Origin of the sequence: Amycolatopsis alkalitolerans, from assembly GCF_006152065.1 — a bacterium.
GTDB classification, from domain to species: domain Bacteria; phylum Actinomycetota; class Actinomycetes; order Mycobacteriales; family Pseudonocardiaceae; genus Amycolatopsis_E; species Amycolatopsis_E alkalitolerans.
This window is the reverse complement of the sequence record NZ_VDFW01000001.1, coordinates 324,655-339,535: the sequence shown is the minus strand read 5'-3', so window position 1 is coordinate 339,535 and position 14,881 is coordinate 324,655. Positions and strand designations below refer to the sequence as shown.

The following is a 14,881-nucleotide window of genomic DNA, read 5'->3' as shown; positions in this document are numbered from 1 at the left end:
GGCAGGGTTCACCGCGATCGTGGCGGGTATGAGCACAGAACTGAACGGCAGGGTGGCGCTGGTGGCCGGGGGAACCCGGGGCGCGAGCAGGGCGATCGCGGTCGAGCTCGGCCGGTGCGGCGCGACGGTGTACGTCACGGGACGCAGTTCGGGGGCCCGAAGGTCCGAAGTGGACCGTCCGGAGACCATCGAGGGGACGGTGGAACTCATCGAGAAGGCGGGCGGTAGCGGCATCGCGCTGCGCGTCGACCATCTCGAACCGCGAGAGGTCCGCGAGCTGGCCGACCGTATCGACCGGGAGCAGGGCCGGCTCGACATCCTGATCGACGGCATCTGGGGCGGCGATCGTCATCTCGAATGGGGCAAGCCGGTGTGGGAGCACTCGCTCGAGAAGAGCCTGCGCATGATCCGCCTCGGCATCGACGCGCACATCATCACGAGCCATCACCTGCTGCCACTGGTGATCCGCCGCCCCGGCGGGCTCGTGGTGGACATGACCGACGGCACCGCCGAGCACAACGCGAAGTTCCGCGAGGGCACCTCGCTTTCCTACTACCTGGCCAAAGCCGCCGCACACCACCTGGCACTCGCGCAGGCGGACGAGCTGCGGGAGCACGGGTGCACCGCGGTGGCGGTGACCCCGGGCTGGCTGCGTTCGGAGGCCATGCTGGAGGCTTTCGGCGTCACCGAGGAATCCTGGCGGGACGCGGTGGCCGGGCGACCGGATTTCGTCATTTCGGAGTCACCCGCCTTCGTCGGGCGCGCGGTCGCCGCGCTGGCCGCCGACCCGGAAAGGGCCCGCTTCTCCGGGCAGACGCTCAGCAGCGGGCAGCTCGCCAAGGTCTACGGGTTCACCGACACCGACGGCAGCGCGCCCGACGCGTGGCGCTATCTCGAAGCGGGCAGGCCGGCCGACGCGACCGGTTACCGGTGACGTTCGGCCATCCGCCGTGCGGTGTCGGCGAACGCGGCCCGCACGGCGGCCGGTTCGAGGATCTCGACCTCGGCGCCGAGCCCGAGCAGTTGCCCGGCCGCGATCTCGGGCTCCTCCAGCGCCAGTTCGACCTCCGTCCAGCCGTCGGGCCCGCGCGTGCCGGCGTCGAGCGCGCTGACCGCGAGGTCGGCGTCGATGACCGAGGGCAGCGCGCGGACTCCGGTGGGGCTGAGCCGGACCCGCACCAGCGTGCGCCGCAGCGACCGCTCGAACTCCGCCGACGAGCGCTCCCACCAGCTCGCGAGGTCGAAGTCCGCCGGGCGCTCGAACTTCTCGTCCAGCTGCTCGACCTCGTCGATGCGGCCGACCCGGTACGTGCGCAGGCTCTCGCCGACGCGGGCGACCAGGTACCAGACCCCGGCCTTGAGCACGAGCCCGAGCGGGTCGAGCACCCGTTCGGCACCGCGATAGCCGATCCGCAGCCGCCGCTGCTCCCACACCGCCTGTGCCACCGCGGCCAGATGCTCCGTCTCGTCCTCGCGGCGGAACCACGCGGGCGCGTCGAGGTGGAACCGCTGCGCGAGATGCTGCGCCTGCTCGCGCAGCGGCGCGGGCAGGGTCGCCGAAACCTTCGCGTGCGCCGCGGAGACCGCCGTGCCCAGGCCCAGCTCGGCCAGCGCCCGCGGCACGCCCATCGCGAAGATCGCGACCGCTTCCCGCGACGTGAGCCCGTCGAGCCTGGTGCGCCAGCCTTCGACGAGCCGCACCCCGCCGTGCCGCCCCGGCTCCGTCCACAGTGGAACACCGGAGGCCTGCAGCGCGGCGATGTCGCGGTGCATCGTCCGCTCCGACACGCCCAGCGCCCCGGCCAGTTCGGCGATCGTCGCGCTGCGGCGGCTCTGCAACGTGAACAGCAGCGCCACCAGGCGTTCCGCTCTCATGGCCTGGTGCAGACCAGGATGGTGCAGTGCGAGTTCGGTGCGACGTCCCGCAGCAGCACCGCCGGGTCGAGGTAGTTGACCGGGTTGACGTCCAGATCGAGCGGCGGTGTGCGGTACGGGCCCGGATCGGGCACGTGGACGTCGCGGACCCCGCGGAGCAGGATGCGGAAGAAGTTGTAGTACAGGTCCGCGCCGGGCGCCGCGCTGAGCAGGCCGGCCAGGTTCGGCGCGGTGTCGCCGAAGGCGCCGGTCCAGGTGACCGTCATGTGCAGGCTCGGGATCATGAAGTTGTTCTGCTGCAAGGCGCCGACCATCGCGAACAGGTCACTGGGCGCGCTGCCGATGAGCGGTCCGCGCACGGTCTGCGCGGCCGGGATGTTGGCCGAGGTGCACGAGTCGCCGCCGTTGTGCCAGAAGAGGAAGCCGTAGCACGGGTTGGTCGGCGTGTTCGCCCGCGCCCGCGTGAGGTAGCCGGCGGAGACGATGCGCTTTCCGCGCCAGGTCCCGCCGTTCTGCGTCAGCAGCCCGAGCTTGGCGAACTGCGCCGGCGGGATGAACAGGTTCGCGTAGCCGTAGGTGTTGCCCGCGCGGTCGCGCAGCCAGACGTAACTGTGCCGGTCGATGCCGAGCGGCCCGAACAGGTAGGTCTGCGCGAAGTCCTGGAGGTCTTCTCCCACCGCGCTCTGCACCACCGCGGCGAGCAGGTCGGGCGTGCGCTGGCTGTACTCGAAGTGGGTGCCCGGCCGGTGTGTCAGCGGCTGGGCGAGCGCTTCCTGGACGACGTCGGGATCGGTGCCGACGGTGGCGAACTCCGACAGGATGGCTTCGTCCAAACCGGACGTCTCGGTGAGCAACTGGCGGACCGTGATGGCCCGGTGCGCGGCGTCCCCGAGGCCCGGGGGCAGGTACTTCCCGATCGGGTCGTCCAGCCCGATCTTGTGCTGGTCGTAGGCGATCCCGGTCAGGATGGACACGACGGACTTCGTGGCGCTGAAGATCTCCATCGGCAGCTGATCGGTCACCGGATCGGCGAGGCCCTGCCCGATCTTGCAGTTGTCGCGGAAGATCTGCACGGACGCGCGCAGCTGTGTTTGCGCGTAGGTGACTGCGGCGTCGACCGCCGCCGGGTCGATCGCCTCCTGCCCGGGCGAGGCCGTCTCGAAGGCCGAACCCGACGCGGGGAGCGCGCAGCTTTTCACCGGCGCGGCCTCGGCTGTCGCACCGGAGAAGACGACCGGTACCGCGAGCAGCACCCCGAGCAGAGCTCCGATCACGCGTCGCTGCATGCCGTGCAAGGTAGCGCAACCACCGGCTTCAGCGCCGCACGAGTGCCGCGATCCCTTCGATCAGCCGTTCCACGCCGAACGCGTACTCGTGCTCGGGACGGTGGGCCGCCTGGTGCTCCTCCCCCGCTGCCTGGCCGACGCGCGCGGCGACCGGGAAGCGCGCGGCGTCGAACACCTTCGCCAGCGCCGGCGCGGTCTTCTCCCACCACTGCGCGTCGGTCATCCCGGTGCGCCGCACGACGCGCTCGGCCTCGATCTTGCGCCGGGCGACGCCCTCGACATGCGTGTGCACCAGGGTGATCGCGGCGTCCATCTCCACGTCGGTGAGCCCGATGCCGTCGACGACGCGCAACTCGAGGTCGTACCGGGCGATCACGTTCGGCCCGAGCCCCGGGCGGCCGGTGAAGACCTGCAGCAGCCACGGATGGCGCAGGTATAGGTGCCAGTTGCCGGCCGCGACCCGTCGCAGCCCCTCCTGCCAGCCGTCCGTGCCGATCTTCTCCAGTTCCGCGACCGCTTCCCGGCTGACCGAGTCCAGCATCGCCTCGACCAGTTCGGCGCGTGAGGCCACGTAGGTGTAGAGCGACATCGTGCCCACGTCGAGCGACTCGGCGACGCGCCGCATCGACAGCGGGGTCAGGTCCCGGTCGGCGTCGGCGATCCCGATCGCGGCGGCGACCACCTGCTCGCTGGTCAGGCCGTGCCGCGGGCCTCGCCGTGATGGTGGCCGCCGGGCTGGCGATCGGGTGGCGGCCCGAGCACGGTCCGGTCCCGGCGCTGGTCCTGTTGCTGTGGCTGCGATTCGCGCTCGGCTGGGCCGGGATCTATCTGGGGCTCCTGCTGAAGACCCCGGAATCGGCGGTGAGCGTGCAGATCCTGGTGTGGCCGGCCGGGTTCCTCTTGAGCGTCTTCGTCTCGCCGGACACGATGCCGGGCTGGCTCGGCGCGATCGCCACCTGGAACCCGGTCTCGTCGACGGCCCCCGCCGTCCGGCACCTGCTCGGCGGTCCGGCGTGGACGGATGCGGGCTGGGCGGTGGATCATTCCGTCCTGCTGGCCGCATCGTGGCCCGCCGTGCTGACGCTCATCTTCGTTCCCCTGGCGCTGCGGCAGTACCGCCTGCTCGGGAGGTGATCACGGCAGTTGCCCGGCCGGCCGCCGAGCGGCGTCCGCACGCAGCCGGGCCGCGTCCTGCCCGGGCGGCGCGCCGAACAGGCGACGGTACTCACGGCTGAACTGCGAAGGGCTGTCGTAGCCGACGAGGTGACCGATGCCCGCGACGTCACCGGGGTCGGCGACCAGCAGCGACCGCGCCTCCTGGAGCCGGATCCGCTTCTGGAACTGCACCGGGCTCATCGCCGTGACCGCGCGGAAATGCCGGTGAAAGGCCGAAGGGCTCATCCCGGCCAGCCCGGCGAGTTCGCCGATCCGGATCGGCTCCGCGTAGTGGTCGCGGATCCAGCGGATTGCCCGATTGACATAGGACAGGCTGCTTTCGGCAAGACCGATCTGCCTGAGCACGCCACCGGACGGCCCGGTCAGCAGCCGCCACAGGATCTCCTGTTCGAGCAGCGGGGCGAGTACGCGGGCGTCCTCGGGATGATCGAGCAGCCGCAGCAGCCGGGCCACGGCGTCGAGCAACTCGGGACTCGCTTCGCTGGTCGCGATCGCGGGGAGCCGGTCCGCCTGCCGGGGCCGGCGCCCCGCCGGAGCCCGCAGCACCAGCGGAGCGATGACGGCCGGGCGAAGGACCAGGCCCAGCGACAGTGCCGGGTGTCGCGGGCTGGAGTCCAGGAAATGGCCCGTCACGGGCAGATCGGCGGCGACGACGAGACACTGCCCCGCGCGGTACTCGTAAACCTGGTCACCGAGCAGGAGCCGCTTGCCACCCTGCGCCATGACGACCAGCAGGGGCTCGGTCAGCGAGTAGCCGGGCTCCTCGTTCTCCACTTTGGACAACAGCAGCCCGTCGATCGGCGTGTGCAGGTCCGGCCGCGCGTGCACGGCGATATCGCGCCGGATCTCCGCCAGGACTCCCATCACCCCACCGAAGCACGCCGAGTGCCACGCGGCAACCCCGATCGGCAGGATCGTGCAAGAGCTGGCGAGGATCGGTCTACCGCCGTGGCGCGGCGCGCGGTTGCCTGGAAGGGACAGTCCGAGACACCGCGAAAGGACAGCTCATGCCGCTCGACCACTACGTCACGCTCGGCCGCTCCGGGCTCCGGGTCAGCCCGTTCGCACTCGGCGCGATGACCTTCGGGGAAGACCCCGGCGGCGCCGGCTGCAGCGTCGAAGAATCCGAGAAGATCCTGGCGACCTACCTGGATCTGGGCGGAAACTTCATCGACACCGCGAACTTCTACACCAACACCCACTCCGAAAAGATCCTCGGCGACTTCTTCGCCGCGCGCCCCGGGCGCCGGGAGCACGTCGTGCTGGCCTCGAAGTTCTTCGCCAACCTCTTCCCCGGCGACCCCAACGGCGGTGGCGCGGGCCGCACCTCGATCCGCGCCCAACTCGACGAGACCCTGCGCCGCCTGCGGACCGACTACCTCGACCTGTACTGGCTGCACAACTGGGATCGCAACACGCCGATCGAAGAGACCATGCGGACCCTCGACGATCTGGTGCACGCCGGGAAGATCCGCTACGTCGGGTTCTCCAACACGCCCGCGTGGCTGACCGCGCGGGCCCAGACCCTCGCCCAGTTGAACGGCTGGACCCCGCTGATCGCGCTGCAGGTCGAGTACTCGCTGCTCGCCCGCACCGTCGAAGGCGAGGTCGCGCCGTTCGCGCTGGACCAGGGCATGGCGCTGGTGCCGTGGAGCCCGCTGAAGAACGGTTTCCTGTCCGGCAAGTACCGGCGTGGCACGGAGATCACCGATTCCGCCCGCGCCGCCTTCGTCGGCGGTCCCAGCGACGAGGAGTTCAAGGTCATCGAAGCCGTCGCGGCGATCGCCGAGGAGCGCGGCACCACGTCCGCCGCGGTGTCACTGGCCTGGCTGCGCCACCGCCGGGGCACGGTCGTGCCCATCGTCGGCGCCCGGCGCGTGGCACATCTGGAGAACAACCTCGCCGCGCTGGAGGTGCACCTGACCCGCGAGCAGCTCCGGGTGCTGGACGAGGTTTCCGCTCCGGCACTCGGCTACCCGGCGGCGGTGAACGGCGAGGTACGCGCGATGCTCCAGTTCGCCGGGACCACTGTGGACGGTGAGGAGTCTTCGGTGTATCCGCCGCTGCTGGCGAGCGACGTGCGGTACTGACGACCCGTCCGTGCGCGGCCTTTCCCGGCAGGCGGATGATGGGCACGGCAGCGGATCCGGGACTATGGAGCAAACCATGGCGGCGAAACGGAAATCTTCGGCGAAAGCGGTCGCGCGGGCGCGGTCGGGTGGCCGCTCCGGCTGGTTGTGGGGCGGCGCCGCAGTGGCCGTCGTCGCGCTGCTCGTGGTCGTGATCGTCGTCACCACCCGGTCGTCCGGTACGAAGCCGGGGGCCGCGCCACCCTCGACCGGCATCAACAACCCGCCCGCGACCACGGCCGCCGGTCAGGACAGCGCGCCCCCGTGGCCTGCCCCGCAGGACGCGACCGCGGCGGTCGCGGCGGCCGGGCTGCCCATGCTGACCGAGGAAGGCACCGTCGAGCACATCCACGCCCATCTCGACGTGCTGGTGGACGGGAAACCGGTCGGCGTCCCCGCCGACATCGGCATCGACGCGACCCGCGGCAGCATCAGCCCGATGCACACGCACGACGCGACGGGCGTCATCCACATCGAGTCGCCCGTGCAGCGCGCATTCACGCTGGGCGAGTTCTTCACCGAGTGGAACGTGAGCCTGTCCGCGGACAACATCGGCTCACTGCGCGCGACCGGCGGCAAGACCCTGCGTGCCTACATCAACGGCAAACCGCAGACCGGGAACCCCGCCGCCATCCAGCTCAACGCGCACGACGAGATCGCGCTCGTCTACGGCGCCCCGCAGGCCGGTGAGTCCGTGCCGGGCAGCTACGACTTCCCCCAGGGCGAGTGAGCGGCAGCCCCTTCGCCATCGTCTCGTGACGTCGGTCCCGCGAAGCGGGGAGCTTCGGCCCCGGTGCGCCGGCCCCGGCCCGTGCAGGCTCGGGGTGCAGACAAGGGGAAGGAGTGTGCACATGACCGAAGAAAAGACACTCGACCGGAAGCAGGCCTTCCAGGCCCGCGGCGAAGAGTTCGTGGCCAAGGTGAAGGAGCTCATCCACGAGGGCAACGTCCGTCGCATCGTGGTGAAGAACGAGCAGGGCCAGACCGTCATCGAGATCCCGGTGACGGCCGGCGTCGTGGCCGCGATCGCGGCGCCCGTGGTCACCGCCGTCGGCGCCATCGCCGCGTTCGCCAACGAGTGGAAGATCGAGGTCGAACGCCGCGTCCCGGAGGAACCAGGCCAGGACGACGGCGAAACCCCGTGAACGGCGGTGGGGCCCGCGTGGCGAGCAGCCACGCGGGCCCCACTCGCCTTCGGGGGCCCATAGCGCGAGCGCCGTGCCGCCCCAGGTAAGGCCTGCGGGTACGTCTCGACAGCTCCTGGCGGCCGGCCTCGTCCCCCCGTCCCGGAACGTCGCGGGACGGGGGGCCTGTTTGCGGCGGCACCATCTTCCCGGCTAGCCTTCTGGATACCCCCCAGGGTACTTTGGTAGGGTAGTTCGCAGGAGGTGTGTATGTGCCAGAGAGTGACGTGCCCACGGTGTAAGAAGCCCACGTATCGGGGCTGTGGCCAGCATGTCGAGCAGGTGCTCGCGGGCGTTCCCGTTTCGCAGCGCTGCTCGTGCGCGTCGGAACCGCGCGAGCCACGTTCGTGGTGGCCGTTCGGCCGGCGCTGACCGACCGGCGTGGCCCGCGCGAACCCCTTACCCCGTCCCCGCGCGGGCCACGCTTTCCCCGAAACGGAGAAACAATTGACGACGCGTCTTCGCCGGCTGCCGGTCGGCTTGGTCACCGGAATCGTGGCCCTGGCCGGATACGGTCTGGTCCTTGGTGGGTTCACCCAGGGGCTGGCGTGGTGGTGGTACCCGGTGTGGCTTGGCATGGCCGCGCTCGCCGGCTGGCTCGTTTCCACTTATGTGACACCGGAAGGCGGGCTGAACCGGGGCTGCTCGCAGTGCAGTCAGGTCGCCATCGTCGCCGTCCCGGTGTCGATCGCGCTACTGGCGCACGGCAGCCTGACCGCGGCCGTGGTGTCCTTCGCCGTGCTCGGATTCGGCCTGGTGCAACGGATCCTGTCGCCGAACGCATGCGAGATCCCCGGCGCCCGCTGACATTTCCGGGGCGATCAGCCCGGCGTCGCGTGACGCGATGCCGGGCAGCTCACTGAAGAACCGCGGGATGGCACAGAAGGGCCGATCGGCGGTGACATGGTAAGCGGGTCAGGGCGCCTTCATTGATCACCACCGTGCTGCCGGGCCATTTCTGGCTGGACATCTCCCCCACTGTGATCGCGGAGTTCTCCGACGATCGGGCAGTGAGTGGAGGCTGTCGCGGTGGCGCGGCGAGCGCGGGCGGCCGCGGATGCGTTGGAAACCCGTGCGGTGGAGCGGTTGTGCACCCGGCGCGGGGATAGCCGCTACCTGGCCGATGAGGTCGCCATGGAAATGCCACCCTGCTCGCGGACCTCCCTACCGAGGTGGCCTCAGCCGCCTATGCCCGCATCGACGCGTTGGCTCGCCACCTCCGGTATCGTGGCGACGAGCGCACCGTAGAGCAGCTGCGGGCGGACCTGCTCCTCGGCCGCGATCCCGGGGTAACCGTCCCCGCGGCGGCGGCGATGGCGCATCTGCGCATGCCGGCCAGTACGGCGTTGACCATCACCGACCACGGCTGCGAGCTCGAGGGCTACGGACCGGTCCCCGCGCCCATCGCCCGCGACATCATGGCCGACCCGGACAGCATCGGGCGGAAGGTCATCACCGATGCCGGTCGGGTGGTCACCGGGATCGGCGCCCGCAAGTACCGCCCCAACCACGCCCTGCGTGACCTGATCGCCGCCCGGGACCGGGAATGTACGGCCCCGCAATGTCACCGGCCCGCCCGCCGCTGCGACTTCGACCATCTCACGCCGTTCGCCCGGGGCGGTCCGGCGAGCCACCTCAACGGCGGGCCGAAATGCGCCCGCCACCACCATCTGCGTGACGAACCCGGATGGACCGTGGATTACGACCCGGCCACCGGAACCGGCAGCGTCACCACACCCACCAGCCGCACCTACACCACCCAATGACCGCCCCGCCCGTGACAAGGGGCGTCGATCACAGCTGGAGCGCACTCCGCACGGCGGTGTAGAACGCGACCACGAGCAGCATGACCGCGAAGGCCGTGGTGAGTTTCTGTGGCGCCACACGGGAAGCGATCCGGTTGCCCAGCAGGACGCCGGCCACCGCGGCCACCAGGAACACGCCGAGCAGGGGCCAGTCGAAACTGACCCCGTGCCCGGCCACGCGCGTGGCCAGCGCCACGGCGCTGTTGATCACGATCACGACCAGCGAGGTGCCCACTGCGGTCGCCGTGTCGTAGCCCAGGGCCAGCACCAGCGCGGGCACGACGACGAAACCGCCGCCGACCCCGAAGAAGCCGGTAAGCAGCCCGACCACGGTCGCCGCGACGAGCACCTTGACGGCTCGTGCAGTATCGACGCGCCGCTTGGTGGCGACGCCGCCTCCTCCTCCCGCGCCGTCCTCGTCGGGCTCGTGCTGGCGGTTGCGCCCCCGTGCCAGCATCCCCACACCCGCCGCGACCATCAGGCCCGCGAATCCGAGCAGCAGCACGTTCGGGTCGGCCAGGGCACTGGCCTTGGAGCCCAGGACGGAGCCGGCCGCGCCCACCGCCCCGAAGACCAGGCCCGGTCCGAGCCGCACGCGGCCGGCTCGCCAATGTGCTCCGACTCCCGCCAGCGCGGCGGCGCCGACCACCAGCAACGACGCGGAGGTCGCCTGGTGGGGCGTCTGGCCGAGCAGGTAGACGAGGGCGGGCACGGTGAGGATCGATCCTCCCGCGCCGAGCGCGCCCAGGCTCATCCCGATCAGCAGCCCCGCCGGGAGCCCGAGCAGCAGGATCACGAGGCCGTCATCTCCGGCGTGACGATCGGCAGGCCGGCGGGTGCTGCCTTGGCGTAGTCGTCATCGATGGGCACGACCTGCCGCCCCGCGGCCGCGAGCAGGGACGCGGCGATGGAGGCGCGGTAACCGGCGGCGCAGTGCACCCACACCTCGCCGTCGGGCACGTCACCGATCCGGTCCAGCAGCTCGTGCAGCGGAACGTGGACCGCGCCCTCGAGATGTCCTTCGGCCCACTCCTGGGTGCGCCGGACGTCGAGCACGACCACCGGCCGGTGATGCCGCACCTGAGCCAGATCCGTGAAGTCCGCCGTCATATACGACTGCAGCTCACGGTCGGTCCACTCGCCGGGCGAGCCGGTCGCGGCGGCTTCGAGCCGGTCGATGCCGATCCGGATCAGCTCTCGCTGGGCCGTCGCGACATCATCCGCCGTGGCGCCCAGCACGGTCAACGGCGTGCCCCACGGAATGAGCCACCCGAGATAGGTCGCGAAGCCGCCGTCCAGACCGAAGTTCAGCGTGCCACCGACATGCCCGGCGGCGAACGCCGTGCGGTTCCGGAGATCGACCACCCACTCCCCCGCCTCGATCCGGCGGCGCAGTTCGGCGGCGTCCGCCCGGCTTGGCTCGGACAGATCCGGCTCCTCGGGGCCCGCGGCATTGGCCGGCCCCATGTGGGCGTAGTACGCCGGGTACACGTCCAGGCCCGCGAGCAACGCGTCGACGTACTCCTGCTCCGGCTGGGTCAGCACCGGATTGGCCTGCTTCTCGTGACCGATGGTCGACGAGTCGCCCTCGGCCTGGGTGGCCGAGCAGAAGCTGCCGAAACCGTGTGTCGGGAACACCCTCGTCTCGTCGGGAAGCTCCTCGGCCAGCCGGTGCGCGGACGCGTACTGAGCGTGTACCAGCTCGCCGGTGTTCGCCGGCCCGAGCAGGTCCGGACGGCCGGTCGAGCCGAACAGCAGCGAACCACCGGTGAACACCGCGGGCGTTTCGTCCGGCGCGTCGAGCGCGTAGGCGAGGTGGGTGAACGTGTGGCCCGGGGTGGCCACCGCCCGCACCTTCATCGCGCCGACGAGGATCGTGTGCCCGGGCTGGATGGGGCTCCGCTCGAACGAGACCTCGTCCGCGGCGTTGACGTGGTAAGCCGCGCCGGTGAGCTGCGCCAGCGCGAGCCCGCCGGTCACGTAGTCGTTGTGGATATGGGTCTCGAACACGTCCGTCAGGCGGACTCCGCGATCCTCGAGGACCGCGAGCACGCGGTCGATGTCACGCTGCGGGTCCACCACGAAGGCGACCTTGCCGTCGTGCACCACATAGCTGCGGTCGCCCAGGGTCGCTGTGTCGATCGGGATGATTTCCACCATCAGTCCTCCTCCTTCACGCCGCATTCTCGTGGGGGCCGCGCACAACCGGTCCTCCGCCTGCGATCCACGCACTCGTGCCACCGTTGACCGTGCGAGCGTCGAGCCCGGCGGAGGCGAGCCAGGTCGCCGCCGTACGGCTCCGGTTCCCGCTCGCGCAGATCACGTAGATGCGCTCGCCACGGGGCAGTTCCGGGATCCGGGCCGGCAGGCTCCTCAGTGGGATCAACCGGGCGCCGGGGACGTGCCCGCCCAGGTATTCGCCGGGCTCACGCACGTCCACCACCAGCGCGCCGCCACGGTGGGCCGCGGCCAGTTCCCGCACGTCGACTTCCTTGACCATGTACACCTCTCCTATACCCATAGGGGTATCCAATACAGCCCAGATTAGCCAGGTCGGAGGCTTTCGTGCAACTACCCTGCGGGGTACCAGGTCAAACCTCCGGAAACCGGGCGGTTGCACGCGCTGACCGTTCTGCGTACTTTGGTGGATACCCCCGGGGGCATAGAAGTAAGCTAGATGAGGAGGCCAGGGTGGCCCACTCCTTTCCCCAGCAACGAATCGTGATCGTCGGCGGCGGTTCCGCCGGGCTGACCGTAGCGGCGCGGCTGCGCCGGGCAGGCGCGCCCGACGTGACCCTGATCGATCCGGCGACCACGCACTACTACCAGCCATTGTGGACACTCGTGGGCGGCGGCCAGGCCGATCAGCGCAGCACCGCCCGTCGCGAGCAGGATCTGATCCCCCGTGGCGTCGAATGGATTCGCGAGGCCGCGACCGGCTTCGACCCCGAAGCCGGTGCGCTCACCACCGAAAGCGGGCGTGCGGTGAGCTATGACGCACTCGTCGTCGCGCCCGGTCTGCAACTGGATTTCGGCCGCGTGCCCGGGCTCACCGAGGCACTGGCGATGGCGCCGGTCAGCTCGAACTACCGGGCCGACCTCGCGCCGCGCACCTGGGAACTGATCCGCAACCTGCGCTCCGGCACGGCCGTGTTCAGCCAGCCGTCCGGGCCGATCAAATGCGCGGGCGCCCCGCAGAAGATCGCCTACCTTGCCGCCGACTACTGGCGCAAGCAAGGGGTGCTCGACGACATCCGGATCGTGCTCGCCATCCCGGATCCGGCCATGTTCAAGGTGCCGGTCTGGGCCGCGCAGCTGGAAAAGATCGCGGCGCGGTACGGGATCGAGGTTCGGCTGCGCAGTGAGCTGGCGACCGTCGACGGTTCGGCGAGGACCGCGGAGATCGTCGACAACACCAGCGGCACCAAGGAAAGCCTGTCCTTCGATCTGGTGCACGCCGTGCCGCCGCAGAGCGCTCCCGACGTCATCAAGAACAGCAGGCTGGCCGGCCCGGACAACGCCTTCGGCTATGTCGACGTCGACCAGTACTCCTTGCGGCACAAGCGGTTCCCGAACGTCTTCGCGCTCGGCGACGTGGCGGACCTGCCCACCTCGAAGACCGGTGCCGCCATCCGCAAGCAGGCGCCGGTGGTCGTGGAGAACCTGCGTGCCGTCCTGTCCGGCAAGCCGCCGGAGGCCCGGTACGACGGCTACACGTCCTGCCCGCTGGTCACCGCCAGGGACAAGATGCTGCTCGCGGAGTTCGACTACCAGCTCAACCCCACGCCCACGATCCCGTTCGTGGACACGACGAAGGAGCGCCGCGACATGTGGCTGCTCAAGCGCTACGGCCTGCCCGCCCTCTACTGGCACGGCATGCTCACGGGCCGGTTCTAGAGAAGGATCATCATGTTGTTCACTCAGTACTATTTGGACTGCCTCTCCCAGGCGTCCTATCTCGTGGCCGACGAGCGCACCGGCCGTGCCGTCGTCATCGACCCGCGCCGCGACGTGTCGGAGTACCTCACCGACGCCCGCGCCCACGGGCTCACGATCGAGGGTGTCATCAACACCCACTTCCACGCCGATTTCATCTCCGGTCATCTCGAACTCGCCGACCGGACCGGCGCCTGGATCGGGTTGGGCCGCGCCGCGTCGGGCGCCGAGTACCCGTTCCGGCCGCTGGCCGAGGGCGACCGCATCGAACTGGGCGACGTGGCGCTGGAGATCATGGAAACGCCCGGCCACACGCCGGAATCCATCAGTGTCCTCGTCTACGAGCACCGCGCCGACGACGTGCCCTACGGGGTACTGACCGGCGACGCCCTGTTCATCGGCGACGTCGGGCGCCCCGACCTGCTGTCCTCGCTCGGTGTCGGCGCGGACGAACTCGGCCGCCTGCTCTACGACAGCATCCAGCACAAGCTGATGTCGCTGCCGGACGAGGTCCGCGTGTTCCCCGCCCACGGGGCCGGGTCCGCCTGCGGCAAGAACCTGTCGACCGAGCGGCAGTCCACGATCGGCATGCAGCGCCTCACGAACTACGCATGCCGGCCGATGGCCCAGGACGAGTTCGTCGCGCTGGTCACCGAGGGCCAGCCGGCCGCTCCGGGCTACTTCGGCTACGACGCAGTGCTCAACCGCAAAGACCACGAACTGCTCGACGTGGCCGCGCACCTGCGACCGCTCGACGTGGCGGAGTTCCTGGAGCGGCGCGCGGCGGGCGCGGTGGTGCTCGACACACGTGATCCGCAGGAGTTCGCGGCCGGGCACGTGCGGGGCGCGCTCAACGTGCCCGCGGACGGCAGGTTCGCCGAACGCGCGGGCACGGTCGTGCGCCCGGGGCAGGACATCCTCGTGGTCGCACCCCAGGACCGCGAGGAGGAGATCGTCGTCCGCCTGGCCCGCATCGGCCTGGACAGCGTCCCGGGGTACCTGCGCGAACCCGAAGGCGCCTTCCTCACCATGGCGGACGAAATCGGCCAGGCGCCCCGCCTGACCGTGGACGACCTGCGCGCCCGGCTCGACGAGTCGCCCGCACCGGTCGTGCTCGACGTGCGCAACCCCGGTGAGATCGCGGACGGCGCGATCGAAGGCGCCCTGCACATCCCCCTCGCCGAACTGCCCCGGCGGCTCGACGAGGTGCCCGGCGAACCGGTCGTCGTCTACTGCGCGCACGGGACGCGCTCGTCGATCGCCGCCAGCCTGCTGCGCGCCGCCGGCCAGTCCGACGTGTCCGATCTGATCGGCGGCTACACCGCCTGGCAGCAGGCGTTCGCCCTCGCGTGAGCCGAACTCGGGGGACGCGCGGCCGCGTCCCCCGAGTGCCCCAAACCTCCCATATCTCTCTGCGACAGAACGAATTTTGTGCCAATCTGTCGCTTTCTTGACGAGAGATAGTTCTGTGTCAGAATGAAATTGAGGAC

At 70.5% G+C, this 14,881-nt stretch carries 16 protein-coding genes; 9 read left to right on the top strand and 7 right to left on the bottom strand.

Features of this window, described 5'->3' with window-relative positions; genetic code table 11:
* The first annotated feature begins 28 nt into the window (after positions 1 to 28).
* A complete protein-coding gene (locus FG385_RS01535) occupies positions 29 to 934 on the top strand; it encodes an SDR family oxidoreductase (RefSeq protein ID WP_139094737.1) in 906 nt (301 codons plus the stop codon).
* On the opposite strand, the gene FG385_RS01530 is transcribed toward FG385_RS01535, so the two are convergent.
* From FG385_RS01530 to FG385_RS34630, 3 genes are read right to left on the bottom strand one after another with little or no spacing between them, the layout of a single operon-like run.
* Positions 925 to 1,875, bottom strand: coding sequence for a helix-turn-helix transcriptional regulator (locus tag FG385_RS01530; RefSeq protein WP_139094736.1), 951 nt, complete (start codon positions 1,873 to 1,875; stop codon positions 925 to 927). The two genes, FG385_RS01535 and FG385_RS01530, sit on opposite strands and share 10 nt — an antisense overlap.
* Entirely contained in the window at positions 1,872 to 3,161 is a 1,290-nt protein-coding gene (locus tag FG385_RS01525; protein WP_139094735.1) for a serine hydrolase domain-containing protein, read from the bottom strand. The genes FG385_RS01530 and FG385_RS01525 overlap by 4 nt, the downstream gene beginning before the upstream one ends.
* 28 nt (positions 3,162 to 3,189) lie before the next feature.
* Complete coding sequence (locus FG385_RS34630) at positions 3,190 to 3,843, bottom strand: TetR/AcrR family transcriptional regulator C-terminal domain-containing protein (protein ID WP_235022304.1); 654 nt, start codon at positions 3,841 to 3,843, stop codon at positions 3,190 to 3,192.
* A gap of 38 nt (positions 3,844 to 3,881) precedes the next feature.
* On the opposite strand from FG385_RS34630, the gene FG385_RS34625 reads away from it, so the two are divergent.
* Positions 3,882 to 4,295 (top strand): ABC transporter permease, encoded by a 414-nt coding sequence (locus FG385_RS34625; RefSeq protein WP_139094734.1) that lies wholly within the window; start codon positions 3,882 to 3,884, stop codon positions 4,293 to 4,295.
* On the opposite strand, the gene FG385_RS01510 is transcribed toward FG385_RS34625, so the two are convergent.
* On the bottom strand, positions 4,296 to 5,201 hold the full coding sequence (locus tag FG385_RS01510) for an AraC family transcriptional regulator (RefSeq protein ID WP_139094733.1): 906 nt from the start codon (positions 5,199 to 5,201) through the stop codon (positions 4,296 to 4,298).
* Positions 5,202 to 5,344: 143 nt separating this feature from the next.
* Here FG385_RS01510 and FG385_RS01505 point away from each other — a divergent pair, with 143 nt between their 5' ends.
* From FG385_RS01505 to FG385_RS01485, 5 genes are all read left to right on the top strand, one after another.
* The gene (locus FG385_RS01505; RefSeq protein ID WP_139094732.1) at positions 5,345 to 6,427 is read left to right on the top strand and encodes an aldo/keto reductase; all 1,083 of its coding nucleotides are present in this window, start codon (positions 5,345 to 5,347) and stop codon (positions 6,425 to 6,427) included.
* A gap of 76 nt (positions 6,428 to 6,503) precedes the next feature.
* Complete coding sequence (locus FG385_RS01500) at positions 6,504 to 7,196, top strand: hypothetical protein (RefSeq protein ID WP_139094731.1); 693 nt, start codon at positions 6,504 to 6,506, stop codon at positions 7,194 to 7,196.
* Positions 7,197 to 7,317: 121 nt separating this feature from the next.
* Complete coding sequence (locus FG385_RS01495; RefSeq protein ID WP_139094730.1) at positions 7,318 to 7,611, top strand: DUF4342 domain-containing protein; 294 nt, start codon at positions 7,318 to 7,320, stop codon at positions 7,609 to 7,611.
* Between the two features lie 486 nt (positions 7,612 to 8,097).
* Positions 8,098 to 8,457, top strand: a complete 360-nt coding sequence (locus FG385_RS01490; RefSeq protein ID WP_139094729.1) for a hypothetical protein — start codon at positions 8,098 to 8,100, stop codon at positions 8,455 to 8,457.
* A 365-nt stretch (positions 8,458 to 8,822) separates the two neighbouring features.
* Complete coding sequence (locus tag FG385_RS01485) at positions 8,823 to 9,416, top strand: HNH endonuclease (RefSeq protein WP_139094728.1); 594 nt, start codon at positions 8,823 to 8,825, stop codon at positions 9,414 to 9,416.
* A 28-nt stretch (positions 9,417 to 9,444) separates the two neighbouring features.
* Here FG385_RS01485 and FG385_RS01480 read toward each other — a convergent pair whose 3' ends face one another.
* Genes FG385_RS01480 through FG385_RS01470 form a run of 3 tightly spaced genes read right to left on the bottom strand, consistent with a single transcriptional unit; the run spans position 9,445 to position 11,976 of the window.
* Complete coding sequence (locus FG385_RS01480; RefSeq protein WP_139094727.1) at positions 9,445 to 10,251, bottom strand: sulfite exporter TauE/SafE family protein; 807 nt, start codon at positions 10,249 to 10,251, stop codon at positions 9,445 to 9,447.
* Complete coding sequence (locus tag FG385_RS01475; protein WP_139094726.1) at positions 10,248 to 11,615, bottom strand: MBL fold metallo-hydrolase; 1,368 nt, start codon at positions 11,613 to 11,615, stop codon at positions 10,248 to 10,250. Before FG385_RS01475 ends, FG385_RS01480 begins: the two co-directional genes overlap by 4 nt.
* Positions 11,616 to 11,628: 13 nt before the next feature.
* Positions 11,629 to 11,976: a rhodanese-like domain-containing protein gene (locus FG385_RS01470; protein ID WP_235022303.1), complete on the bottom strand. Its 348-nt coding sequence runs from the start codon at positions 11,974 to 11,976 to the stop codon at positions 11,629 to 11,631.
* A gap of 170 nt (positions 11,977 to 12,146) precedes the next feature.
* Between FG385_RS01470 and FG385_RS01465 the strand changes: the two genes are divergently transcribed.
* Positions 12,147 to 13,352 (top strand): NAD(P)/FAD-dependent oxidoreductase, encoded by a 1,206-nt coding sequence (locus FG385_RS01465; RefSeq protein ID WP_139094725.1) that lies wholly within the window; start codon positions 12,147 to 12,149, stop codon positions 13,350 to 13,352.
* A 12-nt stretch (positions 13,353 to 13,364) separates the two neighbouring features.
* A complete protein-coding gene (locus FG385_RS35220) occupies positions 13,365 to 14,744 on the top strand; it encodes an MBL fold metallo-hydrolase (protein ID WP_139094724.1) in 1,380 nt (459 codons plus the stop codon).
* The last annotated feature ends 137 nt before the right edge of the window (positions 14,745 to 14,881 follow it).